The 15,474-nt window shown below is 58.7% G+C and carries 12 protein-coding genes; 3 read left to right on the plus strand and 9 right to left on the minus strand.

The window, feature by feature from the left end:
• Window positions 1-444: 444 nt before the first annotated feature.
• From JFT86_RS17730 to JFT86_RS17765, 8 genes are all read right to left on the minus strand, one after another.
• On the minus strand, window positions 445-1,197 hold the full coding sequence (locus tag JFT86_RS17730; RefSeq protein WP_201237673.1) for a secretin N-terminal domain-containing protein: 753 nt from the start codon (window positions 1,195-1,197) through the stop codon (window positions 445-447).
• A 301-nt stretch (window positions 1,198-1,498) separates the two neighbouring features.
• The gene (locus tag JFT86_RS17735; protein ID WP_201237674.1) at window positions 1,499-1,924 is read right to left on the minus strand and encodes a GNAT family N-acetyltransferase; all 426 of its coding nucleotides are present in this window, start codon (window positions 1,922-1,924) and stop codon (window positions 1,499-1,501) included.
• Complete coding sequence (locus JFT86_RS17740; RefSeq protein ID WP_201237675.1) at window positions 1,917-3,086, minus strand: cupin domain-containing protein; 1,170 nt, start codon at window positions 3,084-3,086, stop codon at window positions 1,917-1,919. The genes JFT86_RS17735 and JFT86_RS17740 overlap by 8 nt, the downstream gene beginning before the upstream one ends.
• 86 nt (window positions 3,087-3,172) lie before the next feature.
• Window positions 3,173-4,543, minus strand: coding sequence for an adenylosuccinate lyase (gene purB, locus JFT86_RS17745; RefSeq protein WP_201237676.1), 1,371 nt, complete (start codon window positions 4,541-4,543; stop codon window positions 3,173-3,175).
• Between the two features lie 126 nt (window positions 4,544-4,669).
• On the minus strand, window positions 4,670-5,293 hold the full coding sequence (hflD, locus tag JFT86_RS17750; protein ID WP_166223960.1) for a high frequency lysogenization protein HflD: 624 nt from the start codon (window positions 5,291-5,293) through the stop codon (window positions 4,670-4,672).
• Window positions 5,290-6,414 carry a tRNA 2-thiouridine(34) synthase MnmA gene (gene mnmA / locus JFT86_RS17755; protein ID WP_201237677.1) on the minus strand — a complete coding sequence of 375 codons (1,125 nt, stop codon included), beginning with the start codon at window positions 6,412-6,414 and terminating at the stop codon, window positions 5,290-5,292. Before mnmA ends, hflD begins: the two co-directional genes overlap by 4 nt.
• Window positions 6,415-6,473: 59 nt before the next feature.
• Complete coding sequence (locus tag JFT86_RS17760) at window positions 6,474-6,920, minus strand: NUDIX hydrolase (protein WP_201237678.1); 447 nt, start codon at window positions 6,918-6,920, stop codon at window positions 6,474-6,476.
• A gap of 197 nt (window positions 6,921-7,117) precedes the next feature.
• Window positions 7,118-9,343, minus strand: a complete 2,226-nt coding sequence (locus tag JFT86_RS17765; protein ID WP_201237679.1) for an NADP-dependent isocitrate dehydrogenase — start codon at window positions 9,341-9,343, stop codon at window positions 7,118-7,120.
• 481 nt (window positions 9,344-9,824) lie between these two features.
• On the opposite strand from JFT86_RS17765, the gene icd reads away from it, so the two are divergent.
• Window positions 9,825-11,081 carry an NADP-dependent isocitrate dehydrogenase gene (gene icd, locus JFT86_RS17770; RefSeq protein WP_115985565.1) on the plus strand — a complete coding sequence of 419 codons (1,257 nt, stop codon included), beginning with the start codon at window positions 9,825-9,827 and terminating at the stop codon, window positions 11,079-11,081.
• Window positions 11,082-11,160: 79 nt separating this feature from the next.
• On the opposite strand, the gene JFT86_RS17775 is transcribed toward icd, so the two are convergent.
• Complete coding sequence (locus JFT86_RS17775; RefSeq protein WP_201237680.1) at window positions 11,161-11,442, minus strand: cold shock domain-containing protein; 282 nt, start codon at window positions 11,440-11,442, stop codon at window positions 11,161-11,163.
• A 224-nt stretch (window positions 11,443-11,666) separates the two neighbouring features.
• Between JFT86_RS17775 and clpS the strand changes: the two genes are divergently transcribed.
• Together clpS and clpA are read left to right on the plus strand one after the other, a co-directional pair.
• Window positions 11,667-12,050, plus strand: a complete 384-nt coding sequence (gene clpS, locus JFT86_RS17780) for an ATP-dependent Clp protease adapter ClpS (protein WP_016987405.1) — start codon at window positions 11,667-11,669, stop codon at window positions 12,048-12,050.
• Window positions 12,051-12,080: 30 nt separating this feature from the next.
• Window positions 12,081-14,351, plus strand: a complete 2,271-nt coding sequence (clpA, locus tag JFT86_RS17785) for an ATP-dependent Clp protease ATP-binding subunit ClpA (RefSeq protein WP_016987404.1) — start codon at window positions 12,081-12,083, stop codon at window positions 14,349-14,351.
• Window positions 14,352-15,474 lie beyond the last annotated feature (1,123 nt).

Genomic DNA, 15,474 nt, shown 5'->3' on the forward strand with positions numbered 1-15,474 from the left:
TTGTTCTGCGGTGGAAAATTCCTGCGCTCGCTGACCAGAAGCTTAGGTGGTCAAGTCGGGTTCGGCGGGGGAGGCGACGGGATGAACGATGGGCTCGAGGGGAAGTGAGCAGGTAAAGGCGAAACTGGCGGGCGCACTCGGGCGTCGTGGGCCTTTATACGAACTACAGTGTGATGCCGGGTTACCTAATTACGCTTCCGTCCCTCGGGACAACTTCGTTCCAGTCGGCAACCTCGTCAAACACACCTTGTGGGCGGTACAGACACGAAACGGTTCGCGGGGGTAGGTGCGAACATCGCTTCGAAGGCCCTTGCCAGGGCCTCTGATTAGCGGGAGCGAGGCCATCATGCCTTCGCTTTTTTGCCTCGTCAAACGTTTTGTAGTGCTTTTTTTAAAGCACTACATCTTTCGTCTAATACGACTAATCAGTCAGTTTTCGGTGCTTTAGTCCAAGGCATCGACTTTGACCCGCAAGGTCATGTCATCCCGGCCTTGAGTCGAGTAGCTGCGGGCCAGGCCCTGTTTGTCAGCCTGAGTCTGGCGATTCACGCCGGCCAGTGTGATCCATTCACCCAGGCGTCCGCTGACGGTTGTGTCGGTGCTTTGCACGTTCACTACATCGGGACGTTCCTGGCTCATGCGGTCACGGTTGGTACTGATCGCCAGGTGAACGATGTCGCCGGTGACGCTGGCGGTGACATAGAAACCCTGGGTGACGTTGCGGTATTGGGTCTGGCTGCTGTAATCGCCGTAGGAATTGCTCTGGCTGCTGGTGATTGGCACGCTCTGGCCGACCTGGATCAGCGCCGGCATGCCGTCAGTGGCTTGCACTTGCTGCACGCCGCCGTCGCGGCTGGCGGTGCTGCGGCTGATGATGCGCGTTTGCGCGCCGTTGACCGAATAACCTTCGTCGCCACGACCATTGTTTTCGTTGGTGTCGACCGTGATCAGCAGGCGTTTCGGCGCGGTGTCGAGCTGGGTGATCAGCGCCTTCAGTTCCTGAATCTTGTCCGGTTCGGCCTTGATGATCAGTTGATTGCCATAGGCGCTGACCTGACCGTCCTTGCCGAGAAAGTCTTGCGCCATCGGCAGCATGTCGGTGCTGGTACGGTAATTGAGAGGCACGATCTCTGTGGCTGCCATCACCGAAAAACTGCAACCGAGCAGCAGGGTGGTGAGCAGGGTGCGTAGGGACATGTCCGTTATCTCCGCTTTCGAAAGGCTTGATATTGCCAGTTTGTCGGCCCGGGGTGGGGCAAGTTGAATCGTAGACAGCAAAACGCCCCGGCATCCGAAAATGGCGGGGCGTTTTGAGAACTGCTCTTGTGGCGAGGGGATTCATCCCCGATGGGCTGCGAAGCAGCCCAAACCCAGAGAACTCGGTATGTCAGTTGAACCGGGTGCGCTGGGTTGGCGACTGCTTCGCAGCCGGTCGGGGATAAATCCCCTCACCACAGGGGTCATCAGAGATCAGAATTTCTCACAGGATCTCTGCCAATCAGGCCGAATGGCGAACCATGTCGACATGCGGAATCCCGGCTTCGAGGAATTCCTCGCTGACCAGGCTGAAGCCCAGACGCTCATAGAACGCCGTGGCCTGCACCTGCGCGCTGAGCATTTGCTCTTGCAAGCCGCGCGCTTCCGCTTCGGCAATCACCGCTTGCATCAGCGCATCACCGACCTTCATCCCGCGCCAGTCTTTCAGCACCGAAACCCGGCCGATGTGCCCGTCGGGCAACAGGCGCGCAGTGCCGATCGGAAAGTCGCCTTCGAACGCCAGAAAATGCACTGCAGTCGCGTCATCCGCGTCCCATTCCAGCTCAGGGGGTACCGATTGTTCGGCGATGAACACCGTTTCACGAATGCGCCGGATCTCGGCGTTGTCCTTTTGCCAGTCTGCGACACGTACGCGAATCTTATTCATCGGCGAACCCCAGGCTGCCTTGCTTGACCAGTTCGCACAGCAGGCCGCGACCGTCTTCATCGTTCAGCCACTCACCGAGGTTGTCGGTGTGCAGGGCGTCGGCGGCACAGATCAGCTTCAACAGTTCGCGCAGTTTGCCCGGCAGATAACGGCTCTGGCCGCTGGCGAACAGCAGCAGATCGTCGTCGACTTCCGACCAGGCCAGACGCGCGCTCGGGTTGCGGATCAGTATCGCGCCATCCTGCAGGGCGCTGAGGAAGTCTTCTTCCTCGACTTCTTCCGGGCCGACCACCAGTTCCGGGTAGCGCGGCTCGGTCATGTACTGGCCGAACCAGGTCAGCAGCAGGCGCTCGTCGCTCATGTGTTCGGCGAGCAGGCTCTTCAGGCGATCCAGCGCGTCATGTTGAATCTGGTGCGGATCGGCTGCTGGCTGAGCGTCGGCATCGGTGTAGCGCTCTTCGTCAGTCAGGAACTGGCTGAGGAAGTCGGTGAAGTGGGTCAGCACTTCAGAGGCGCTCGGTGCGCGGAAGCCAACCGAATAGGTCATGCAGTTGTCGACCGCGACACCGCAGTGGGCCAGGCGTGGTGGCAGATAAAGCATGTCGCCCGGTTCCAGCACCCACTCTTCGGTCTCGTGGAATTCGGCGAGGATGCGCAGGTCCGCGTGTTGCAGTAGCGGGCTCTCGGAATCGCACATCTGGCCGATTTTCCAGTTGCGCTTGCCGTGACCTTGCAGCAGGAACACGTCGTAGTTGTCGAAGTGCGGACCGACGCTGCCACCCGGGGCGGCGAAGCTGATCATCACGTCGTCGACGCGCCAGCTCGGCAGGAAGCGGAAGTTTTCCAGCAGTTCGCTGACTTCCGGGACGAACTGGTCAACGGCTTGAACCAGCAGGGTCCACTCTTTTTCCGGCAATTTGCTGAATTCGTCTTCAGCGAACGGGCCGCGACGCAGTTCCCATGGGCGCTCGCCGTGCTCGATCACCAGGCGCGATTCGACTTCTTCTTCCAGGGCCAGGCCGGCCAGTTCGTCGGCGTCGATCGGGCTTTCGAAGTCAGGAATCGCCTGACGGATCAGCAGTGGCTTTTTCTGCCAGTAGTCGCGCAGGAATTCGCGCGCCGTGAGACCGCCCAGAAGTTGAAGAGGAATATCGGAATTCATATGTAACCTATTGAAAAAAAGCACTTTTCAGACGGGAATAAAAACGCCCGGCGCGGCCGGGCGTCTCAAACGGGTCAAACGGTCGATCAGATGCGTTTGGCTTGCGCTACAGCGTTGCCGATGTAGTTGGCCGGGGTCAGTTGCTTGAGCTCTGCTTTCGCTGCGGCTGGCATGTCCAGACCGTCGATGAAAGTCTGCAACGCTTCAGGGCTGATGCCCTTGCCGCGGGTCAGTTCTTTGAGCTTCTCGTACGGGTTTTCGATGTTGTAACGACGCATCACGGTCTGGATCGGCTCAGCCAATACTTCCCAGCAAGCGTCGAGGTCAGCGGCAATCTTCTGCTCGTTGAGCTCCAGTTTGCTGATGCCTTTGAGGCTGGCTTCGTAGGCGATCACGCTGTGGGCGAAGCCGACACCGAGGTTGCGCAGTACAGTGGAGTCGGTCAGGTCGCGCTGCCAGCGGGAGATCGGCAGTTTGCTCGCCAGGTGCTGGAACAGTGCGTTGGCGATACCCAGGTTGCCTTCGGAGTTTTCGAAGTCGATCGGGTTGACCTTGTGCGGCATGGTCGACGAACCGATTTCGCCAGCGATGGTGCGCTGTTTGAAATAACCCAGGGAGATGTAGCCCCAGATGTCACGGTCGAAGTCGATCAGGATGGTGTTGAAGCGCGCAATGGCGTCGAACAGTTCGGCAATGTAGTCGTGCGGTTCGATCTGCGTGGTGTACGGGTTGAAACCCAGACCCAGCTCGTCTTCGATGAAGGCGCGGGCATTGGCTTCCCAGTCGATCTGCGGGTAGGCCGACAAGTGTGCGTTGTAGTTGCCGACAGCGCCGTTGATCTTGCCCAGCAGCGGCACGGCAGCGACTTGAGCGATCTGGCGCTCGAGACGGTAAACCACGTTCGCCAGCTCTTTACCCAGAGTGGTCGGGGAGGCTGGTTGGCCGTGGGTGCGCGACAGCATCGGCACGTCGGCGAAACGGATGGCCAGTTCGCGGATGGCGTTGGCAGTCTGGCGCATCAGCGGCAGCATCACGTCGTCACGGCCTTCGCGCAGCATCAGGGCGTGGGACAGGTTGTTGATGTCTTCGCTGGTGCAGGCAAAGTGGATGAACTCGCTGACCTTGGCCAGCTCCGGCAGCTTGGCCGCTTGCTCTTTGAGCAGGTATTCGATCGCTTTGACGTCGTGGTTGGTGGTGCGCTCGATCTCTTTGACGCGCTCGGCGTGCTCCAGCGAGAAGTTTTCAGCCAGTTCATTGAGAACGGCGTTGGCCTCGGCGGAGAAGGCTGGCACTTCCGGGATACCGGCGTGAGCGGCGAGGCGCTGAAGCCAGCGCACTTCAACCAGAACGCGGGCACGGATCAGGCCGTACTCGCTGAAAATCGGGCGCAGGGCCTGGGTTTTGCCGGCGTAGCGGCCGTCAACAGGGGAAACCGCAGTGAGCGAAGAAAGCTGCATGGGGTGTTCTCGGACAGTCGGGCAACGAAATGGGGCGCGTATCATACATGAAAAAATCCGCCGGTCCGTTGCCAACTGACCGGCGTATTACGCGTTACAGACTACAAAGCTTTAATTGCGCGGCGTTTACTCGCTGCGCATCAACGGATACAGCTCTTTGAGCAATTTGCGACGGCTGATCACCAATTGCCAGCGGTGGCCGCCGAGCTGTCGCCACAGGCGCGCCGAACGGATGCCGGCGAGCAGCAGGGCGCGGATCTTCGAGGCGTTGCTCGGCTGTTGCAGATTGCGCATGTCGCCATGCACCTGAATGCGTTGGCGCAGCGTGCTCAAGGTGTCCTGATACAGCGCACCGCAGGCGGCAACCACGTTTTCGTGGGCCGGGCCGAAGTGTTCGACCTGCGATTGAATCTGCGGCAGGCGCTTGCCGATCACGTCGAGCATGTCGCCGCGCTTGGCCAGTTGCCGCTCAAGACCGAGCATCGACAGCGCATAGCGCAACGGCTCGCGCTGCAAAGTGCTCGGATCGCGCTCAAGTGCGCCGATCAGTGCGCGATAGCCCTCGCGCAGATTGAGGTCGTCGCCGCCGTACACGTCCAGTGTGTCTTTCGGGTCGCGCACCAGCAGGCTGCCGAGCATGCAGCTCAGGCCGGCCTCGCTGGTCTGGCCGGTCTTGGCTATCCGGTCAACCAGCACAGCGGCGAGAAACACGCCGCCGAGCGCCGTCAGTTGCTCCTGAGTCGGACTCATGCCTGGCCGCTCCACGGCTCGGCGACTTCGATCACGCCGCCGCCGAGGCAGATTTCACCGTCGTAGAACACCACCGATTGACCCGGCGTGACCGCGCGTTGCGGCTCGTCGAACATGGCGCGGTAACCGTTTGCGGTTTTTTCCAGGGTGCAGGCCTGATCGCTCTGGCGATAACGCACTTTGGCGGTCAGGCGCAGCGGCTGGCTCAAGTCGATCGGGTTGACCCAATAGATTTCCGAAGCGAGCAGGGCGCTGGAGAATAGCCACGGGTGGTTGTTGCCCTGGCCGACGATCAGCTCGTTGGTCTCCAGATCCTTGCGCAGCACATACCACGGCTCATCGCCGGCATCTTTCAGGCCGCCGATGCCGAGGCCCTGACGCTGACCGATGGTGTGGTACATCAAACCGTGGTGACGGCCGATGACTTCGCCTTCGGTGGTTTTGATTTCGCCCGGTTGTGCCGGCAGATATTGCTTGAGGAAGTCGCTGAAACGACGCTCGCCGATGAAGCAGATCCCGGTGGAATCCTTCTTCTTGGCGGTCGCCAGCTCGTATTTCTCGGCAATTGCGCGCACTTCCGGCTTTTCCAGTTCGCCGACCGGGAACAGCGTCTTGGCGATCTGTTCGCCGCCGACGGCGTGCAGGAAGTAGCTCTGATCCTTGTTCGGATCGAGGCCTTTGAGCAATTCGGTGCGGCCATCGATGTCGCGGCGGCGCACGTAGTGGCCGGTGGCGATCAGGTCGGCGCCAAGCATCATGGCGTAGTCGAGGAACGCCTTGAACTTGATCTCGCGGTTGCACAGGATGTCCGGGTTCGGCGTGCGCCCGGCCTTGTATTCGGCCAGGAAGTGCTCGAACACGTTGTCCCAGTACTCGGCAGCGAAGTTGGCGGTGTGCAGCTTGATACCGATCTTGTCGCACACAGCCTGCGCATCCGCCAGGTCGTCCATGGCGGTGCAGTATTCCGTTCCGTCGTCTTCTTCCCAGTTCTTCATGAACAGGCCTTCCACCTCATAACCCTGCTCGATCAGCAGGAGAGCGGAAACGGAAGAGTCCACGCCGCCGGACATGCCGACAATGACGCGCTTCTTGGATGTGTCAGAAGGGGCTGGATCACGCATAGGGATTCAATGAGTGTCTTGAAAAAGGACGCGATTCTATCAGGCTCACGGCCGCAAGGCTAAAGAGAAGGGCGGATCAGTTCGAGGCTGAAGTGATGGCCGGCCAGATAATCGTCGATGCAACGGATGATCAGCTCGCTGCGCCAGTTGTCGCGCTGGGCGATTAATTCGTCGCGGGTCAGCCACTTGGCGCCGACGATACCGTCGTCAAGTTGATAGTCCGGGTGATGTTTGACGGCTTTGGCGCTGAAGCACACGCGCTGGTAAGTCACGCCGTTGCTCGGAGCGGTGTACAGATAAATGCCGACGACGCCGATGGGCTCGACGTCCCAACCGGTTTCTTCGAGGGTTTCGCGGACGGCGGCTTCGATCAGGGTTTCATCCGGGTCGAGATGACCGGCGGGCTGATTGAGCACGTTGCGGCCGCCCTTGTGCTCTTCGACCATCAGGAAACGGCCGTTGTCCTCGACGATGGTGGCGACGGTGATGTGGGGGAGCCATTCCATAAATCTTCCTCAAATCCGGGATTGAAATGCGATCCGTGTAGGAGTGAGCCTGCTCGCGATAGCGCACTGTCAGTCACCATAATTGTTGAATGGTATACCGCTATCGCGAGCAGGCTCACTCCTACAATGAGTTTTGTGTGAGCTCTGGAAACACAAACCCCGGCACAGGGCCGGGGTTTGGTTACAGCACTACAACCTTAAACCAGCGCAGCAATTGCCGCGTTGAAGGTTGCGCTTGGGCGCATGGCCTTGCTGATCAGCTCGGCGTCGGCGTGGTAGTAACCGCCGATGTCCACTGGCTTGCCCTGAACGGCGTTGAGCTCGGCAACGATGGTTGCCTCGTTCTCGGTCAGGGTTTTCGCCAGGGTCGCGAACTGCGCTTGCAGTGCAGCGTCTTCGGTCTGGGCAGCCAGGGCCTGAGCCCAGTACAGCGCCAGGTAGAAGTGGCTGCCGCGGTTGTCGATGTTGCCGACTTTGCGCGATGGCGACTTGTTGTTGTCGAGGAACTGGCCGGTGGCCTGATCCAGGGTCTTGGACAGAACCAGTGCTTTCGGGTTGTTGTAGTTCACACCCAAATGCTCAAGGGAGGCTGCCAGCGCGAGGAATTCGCCCAGCGAATCCCAGCGCAGGAAGTTCTCTTCAACCAGTTGCTGCACGTGCTTCGGTGCCGAACCGCCAGCGCCGGTTTCGAACAGGCCACCGCCGTTCATCAGCGGCACGATCGACAGCATCTTGGCGCTGGTGCCCAGTTCCATGATCGGGAACAGGTCAGTCAGGTAGTCGCGCAGTACGTTGCCGGTCACCGAAATGGTGTCCTTGCCTTCGCGGGTGCGCTGCAGGGTGTATTTCATCGCGTCGACCGGCGCCATGATCTGGATGTCCAGACCGGCAGTGTCGTGATCCTTCAGGTAAGCCTGAACTTTCTCGATCACTACGCCATCGTGAGCGCGCATTGGGTCCAGCCAGAAAATCGCTGGAGTGCTGCTGGCGCGAGCACGGTTGACGGCCAGTTTGACCCAGTCCTGGATCGGCGCGTCTTTGGTCTGGCACATGCGGAAGATGTCGCCGGCTTCAACAGCCTGTTCCATCAGCAGGGTGCCTTTGCTGTCGGTTACGCGAACCACGCCATCAGCCTTGATCTGGAAGGTCTTGTCGTGGGAGCCGTACTCTTCAGCCTTTTTAGCCATCAGGCCAACGTTTGGCACGCTGCCCATGGTGGTCGGATCGAAAGCGCCATTGGCTTTGCAATCTTCGATCACGGCCTGGTAGATGGTCGCGTAGCAACGATCCGGGATCACAGCCTTGGTGTCGTGCAGCTGGCCGTCGGTGCCCCACATCTTGCCGGAGTCACGGATCATCGCAGGCATCGAGGCGTCGACGATGACGTCGCTCGGCACGTGCAGGTTGGTGATGCCTTTGTCGGAGTTGACCATCGCCAGCGACGGACGAGCGGCGTAAACCGCGGCCATGTCGGCTTCGATCTGAGCTTGCTGCTCGGCCGGCAGGGCCTTGATACGTGCGTACAGGTCGCCGATGCCGTTGTTCAGGTTGAAGCCGATCTGGGCCAGCACGTCAGCGTGCTTGGTCAGGGCGTCTTTATAGAACTCGGCAACGATCTGGCCGAACATGATTGGGTCGGAGACCTTCATCATGGTCGCTTTCAGGTGCACCGACAGCAGCACGCCTTGCGCCTTGGCGCTGTCGATTTCAGCAGCGATAAACGCACGCAGGGCGTTTTTGCTCATCACGGCGCAGTCGAGAATCTCGCCAGCCTGAACGGTGGTTTTCTCTTTCAGGACGGTCGCGGTGCCGTCTTTGGCGATCAGCTCGATCTTCACAGCGTCAGCGGCGTCGATCAGGGCAGCTTTTTCGCTGCCGTAGAAATCGCCGGTGCTCATGTGAGCGACGTGGGACTTGGAGTCTTTGGCCCAGGCGCCCATTTTGTGCGGGTGCTTGCGCGCGTAGTTTTTGACCGACAGTGGCGCGCGACGGTCGGAGTTGCCTTCACGCAGAACCGGGTTCACGGCGCTGCCCTTGACCTTGTCGTAACGCGCCTTGGCGTCTTTGTCGGCGTTGCTGGTTACGGTTTCCGGGTAGTCCGGCAGGTTGTAACCCTGAGCTTGCAGTTCTTTGATTGCCGCTTGCAGCTGAGGAACCGATGCGCTGATGTTCGGCAGCTTGATGATGTTGGCTTCAGGCGTAACGGCCAGGTCGCCCAGTTCGGCGAGGTGGTCGGCTACAGCATTGTCGCCCAGTTGCTCGGGGAAGCTGGCCAGAATGCGTGCTGCAAGAGAGATATCGCGGGTTTCCACGGCGATATCGGCCGAGGCGGTGTATGCCTCGATGATCGGCAGCAGGGAATAGGTGGCGAGGGCAGGAGCTTCGTCGGTGAAGGTATAGATGATCTTCGAGCGGGTGGGCATATTCGGATTAACTCTCTCTTCTTTGCTAAAGCGTGCGCAGAAACTCGAGGGGCGCCGGGTAAGCGCGTTCGTTCAAAGTCATCCATGAACCGAATGTCGAGATTCTTCGCGGTGATGTTGGGTGCATCAGTAGAGCGTCAAGCAGTCAGGCTGCGATAACAACCCGACCAATCAGGCGGAAAGTCTCGTTCTAGAGAGGCCAGCCGTCGTGACCCTGTGGTCAGCGGGCGGCATTATACATAGGTAGCTGGCAATCTGCCGATGGTTCATATGCAACGATTCTCGTCCATTGGTCTAAAGGTCGCAGGGCTAGGTGCGGCGTAGAGTCGTCGCGAATGCTTGAATTTGGCGCTTTTCCCTTTGCTTTCAGGCTTGTACGAATCGAGTTGTGCGAATGCCGGGAACTGAGGGTTTGCGTGTTGATTCAAGTGGGTTACGCTCGAACCAAGCCAGATGTTCAATCCAAACAATGGAGTTCAGCATGGGTTACAAGAAGATTCAGGTTCCAGCCGTCGGCGACAAAATCACCGTCAATGCAGACCATTCTCTCAATGTTCCTGATAACCCGATCATCCCCTTCATTGAAGGTGACGGCATTGGCGTCGACGTCAGCCCTGTGATGATCAAAGTGGTTGATGCTGCTGTGGCGAAAGCCTACGGGGGCAAGCGCAAGATTTCCTGGATGGAAGTCTACGCTGGCGAAAAAGCAACTCAGGTCTATGACCAGGACACCTGGCTGCCCCAGGAAACCTTGGACGCCGTCAAAGATTACGTCGTCTCCATCAAAGGCCCGCTGACCACTCCGGTCGGTGGCGGTATCCGCTCCTTGAACGTGGCCCTGCGCCAGCAGCTCGATCTCTATGTGTGCCTGCGCCCGGTAGTATGGTTCGAAGGCGTACCGAGCCCGGTGAAAAAGCCTGGCGATGTCGACATGGTGATCTTTCGCGAGAACTCCGAAGACATCTATGCCGGTATCGAATGGAAGGCCGGCTCCCCTGAAGCCACCAAGGTCATCAAATTCCTCAAAGAAGAAATGGGCGTCACCAAGATCCGTTTCGACCAGGATTGCGGCATCGGCATCAAGCCTGTTTCCAAAGAAGGCACCAAGCGTCTGGTGCGCAAGGCCCTGCAATATGTCGTGGACAACGATCGCAAGTCGCTGACCATCGTGCACAAGGGCAACATCATGAAATTCACCGAAGGTGCCTTCAAGGACTGGGGTTACGAGGTGGCGAAGGAAGAATTCGGCGCCGAGCTGCTTGATGGCGGCCCGTGGATGAAGTTCAAGAACCCGAAAACCGGTCGTGAAGTCATCGTCAAGGATGCCATCGCCGACGCCATGCTCCAGCAGATCCTGCTGCGCCCGGCCGAATACGACGTGATCGCCACCCTGAACCTCAACGGTGACTACCTCTCCGACGCCCTGGCGGCAGAAGTTGGCGGTATCGGTATCGCGCCAGGTGCCAACCTGTCCGACACCGTGGCCATGTTCGAAGCCACCCACGGTACTGCGCCGAAGTATGCCGGCAAGGACCAGGTCAACCCGGGTTCGGTGATTCTGTCGGCGGAAATGATGCTGCGTCACCTGGGCTGGACCGAGGCGGCAGACCTGATCATCAAAGGCACCAACGGCGCGATCAAGGCCAAGACCGTGACCTACGACTTCGAGCGTCTGATGGAAGGCGCCACCCTGGTATCTTCTTCGGGCTTCGGTGAGGCGCTGATCAAGCACATGTAAGCATCGCAGGCATGCGAAAAACCGCCCGTCTCGAGTGATCGAGGCGGGCGGTTTTTTTCTGGCAGGCGATGAACTGGTTTTAGCTGGTGACCGATTGCGCCAGGGCGGCGGTCGAGGCTGCATCTGTTGCGGTCGCGACGTTCTGAATGTTTGTCGCGTGCAAGCCTTTCGGGCCTTGCACGATGTCGAACTTCACCTGTTGTCCTGCTTTCAGGGTTTTATACCCGTCCATCTCAATGGCAGAGTAGTGCGCAAAGAAATCGATCTCTTTGCCATCTTCATCTCGACCTTCGCGGGCCTCGGTATTGATGAAACCGAACCCCTTGGCGTTGTTGAACCATTTCACCTTGCCGACAGCCATGCTCAAATCCCTCTGCAACAGACTCCATCGCTGGAGTATCATCCAAGTCATCCGCAATCTAATCCGTTAAAAGGATTGACTCCGCGGATCTTTTTTACCCACTGTGGGCTCTATTGGTTGTAACACCGTTTTCCCGATAGTCAAGGTGACCGGGCAGTCGGAGTTGAAAACGTGCGCAATCGCCCCCACCACTGTATTTGCACAACTGACGAACCTTTCTTTCCATGCATGCAATCAGCCAGATTCGACTAACATTCAATCAGGATCGCCCGCTTCTCCAAAAGGATCTTCCAGAGGAGCACGACGACGATTCGGCAGGCGTTGCTGTTCAGGAAGCAAAGCCTGCGTTACAGGCGCCGCCGATGTACAAGGTGGTTTTGTTCAATGATGACTACACACCGATGGATTTCGTCGTCGAAGTGCTCGAGGTGTTTTTTAACCTGAATCGCGAGCTGGCGACCAAGGTCATGCTGGCCGTCCACACAGAAGGGCGGGCAGTATGTGGAGTGTTTACCCGCGACATCGCCGAGACAAAGGCCATGCAGGTCAACCAGTACGCCAGGGAAAGCCAGCATCCGCTACTCTGTGAAATCGAGAAGGACGGTTAATCGCCGACCACTTGGGTATGAGGTGAAGCTATGTTAAACCGCGAGCTCGAAGTCACCCTCAATCTAGCCTTCAAGGAGGCTCGTTCGAAACGTCATGAATTCATGACCGTCGAACACCTGCTGCTGGCCCTATTGGATAATGAGGCTGCCGCCACCGTTTTGCGTGCCTGCGGCGCAAACCTCGACAAACTCAAGCATGACCTGCAGGAGTTCATCGACTCCACCACGCCATTGATCCCCGTTCATGACGAAGATCGCGAAACCCAGCCAACCCTGGGCTTTCAGCGTGTATTGCAACGTGCTGTTTTCCACGTACAGAGCTCGGGCAAACGCGAAGTGACTGGCGCTAACGTGCTGGTTGCAATCTTCAGTGAGCAAGAGAGTCAGGCAGTGTTTCTGCTGAAACAGCAGAGCGTTGCGCGCATCGATGTCGTCAACTACATCGCCCATGGCATTTCCAAAGTGCCGGGGCATGGCGATCACTCTGAAGGTGAACAAGATATGCAGGACGACGAGGGCGGTGAGTCTTCTTCTTCAGGCAATCCTCTGGATGCTTATGCCAGCAACCTCAACGAACTCGCGCGCCAGGGTCGTATCGATCCGCTGGTCGGCCGCGAATCGGAAGTCGAGCGTGTCGCGCAGATTCTCGCGCGTCGGCGTAAAAACAATCCGCTGCTGGTGGGTGAAGCAGGCGTGGGTAAAACCGCGATTGCCGAAGGTCTGGCCAAGCGCATTGTCGATAACCAGGTGCCGGATCTGCTGGCCAACAGCGTCGTTTACTCCCTGGATCTCGGTGCTCTGCTCGCGGGCACCAAGTATCGCGGTGATTTCGAGAAGCGCTTCAAGGCGCTGCTCAATGAACTGAAAAAACGTCCGCAGGCGATCCTGTTCATCGACGAGATCCACACCATCATTGGTGCCGGCGCGGCGTCCGGTGGCGTCATGGATGCTTCGAACCTGCTCAAGCCGCTGCTGTCGTCTGGCGACATTCGCTGCATTGGTTCGACGACGTTCCAGGAATTCCGTGGCATCTTCGAGAAGGACCGTGCCTTGGCGCGTCGCTTCCAGAAGGTCGATGTCGTCGAGCCGTCGGTGGAAGACACCATCGGCATCCTGCGCGGCCTGAAAGGGCGTTTCGAGCAGCATCACAACATCGAATACAGCGATGAGTCGTTGCGCGCTGCTGCTGAGCTGGCGTCGCGCTACATCAATGATCGGCATATGCCGGACAAGGCTATCGACGTCATTGACGAAGCGGGCGCCTACCAGCGTCTGCAACCGGTCGAAAAACGCGTTAAGCGCATTGAAGTGCCGCAGGTCGAAGACATTGTGGCGAAGATCGCGCGGATCCCGCCGAAGCACGTCACCAGTTCCGACAAGGAACTGCTGCGTAACCTGGAGCGTGACCTGAAGCTGACAGTGTTTGGTCAGGACGCGGCGATCGATTCGCTGTCGACTGCGATCAAACTGTCGCGTGCCGGGCTCAAGTCGCCGGACAAGCCAGTCGGTTCGTTCCTGTTCGCAGGGCCGACCGGTGTCGGTAAAACCGAGGCTGCACGGCAACTGGCCAAGGCGTTGGGGATCGAGCTGGTTCGTTTCGACATGTCCGAGTACATGGAGCGTCACACCGTATCGCGTCTGATCGGTGCGCCTCCAGGCTATGTCGGCTTTGATCAGGGCGGTTTGTTGACCGAAGCGATCACCAAGCAACCGCATTGCGTATTGCTGCTCGATGAAATCGAGAAGGCGCATCCGGAAGTCTTCAATCTGCTGCTGCAGGTCATGGACCATGGCACGCTGACCGATAACAACGGGCGCAAGGCGGATTTCCGCAATGTGATCGTGATCATGACGACCAACGCCGGTGCCGAAACGGCGGCGCGTGCTTCGATCGGTTTCACTCATCAGGACCACTCGTCTGATGCGATGGAAGTGATCAAGAAGAGCTTCACGCCGGAATTCCGTAACCGTCTGGACACCATTATCCAGTTTGGTCGCCTCAGTCATGAGGTCATCAAAAGTGTGGTGGACAAGTTCCTCACCGAGCTTCAGGCGCAGCTGGAAGACAAGCGTGTGCTGCTTGAGGTTACCGATGCAGCGCGCAGTTGGCTGGCGGCGGGTGGTTATGACTCGGCAATGGGCGCTCGTCCGATGGCGCGTCTGATTCAGGACAAGATCAAGCGTCCGCTGGCGGAGGAGATTCTGTTTGGCGAGCTGGCCGAGCATGGCGGTGTGGTGCACATCGACATCAAGGATGGTGAGCTGACGTTTGACTTTGAGACCACGGCTGAAATGGCCTGACGGTGGTAGATCAAGAGGGCGCCTTCGGGCGCCTTTTTGTTGTCTGGTGTTTTTGGGGGTTGGGTGTATATCCGTTTCTGCGGTTATGGCTGCTTAGGGTTCCGCCCTTACGGCGGGTCACTTTTGGCAAACGCCCCAAAAGTAACCAAAAGGTCTGTGCCCTGACGTCCGGCCCTCGCTGTGGCTCGGGTTCCTTCGCTGCGGGATTGATCCGGGCGCATCGCCTACGGTTTGCTTCGCTGCACCTCCTCTCGATGCATTTGGCTGCGCCAAACGGTCGCTGCGCTCCCACCCCCGGATCAATCCCTCCACTCAGCCTGCCGACGGGCTCCGAGATCAAGAGCGGTACTCGAGCTAACGCTCATTGTGTTGAGTGGGGCGGCATGCGCCGCGTTTTGGGGTGTACTCGTTTTTTTGTGGCAGTGATGGCGGCCTGACAGCCGACCAATCTCTAGCAGACTGCATACGATCCCATTGTAGGAGTGAGCCTGCTCGCGATGACGGCCTGACATCCGACCTGTTTCTGCCGGTTGTACTCGACCCCTGTGGGAGCTGGCTTGCCAGCGATGACGGCCTTACAGCCAATCAAGCTCTGGCAGGTGTACCCATTCCCTGTAGGAGCTGCCGAAGGCTGCGATCTTTTGATCTGTTTTGGATTTAGCTGTTGATCTCCAGCCCCTTCGGCAGGCCGAGCGGAGGTGTTCATCCGGGGGTTAGGCGCGCAGCGCCGTTTGGCGAAGCCAAACACATCGAGAGGAGGTGCAGCGCAGCAAACCGTAGGCGATGCCCCCGGATGGACACCGTAGCGAGGGAACACTGAGCCTCAGCGAAGTGCCGTACGCCGGGGCCAAGCCTTTTGGGTTACCTTTTCGGCGTCTGGAAAAGGTGACTCGCTGTAAGAGCGAAACCCTAAGCAGCCGTTACCGCAGCAACGGATATGCCCCCAACCCCAACCCCCGAAACAACAAAATCAAAAGATCGCAGCCTTCGGCAGCTCCTACAGGGGAAAAGTCAGGCTGCGATCTTTTGATCTGCTCTGGCTGTTGATCTCCAGCCCCTTCGGCAGGCCGAGCGGAGGTGTTCATCCGGGGGTTAGGCGCGCAGCGCCGTTTGGCGAAGCCAA

The organism is Pseudomonas sp. TH06 (assembly GCF_016651305.1).
In the GTDB taxonomy this organism is placed as follows: domain Bacteria; phylum Pseudomonadota; class Gammaproteobacteria; order Pseudomonadales; family Pseudomonadaceae; genus Aquipseudomonas.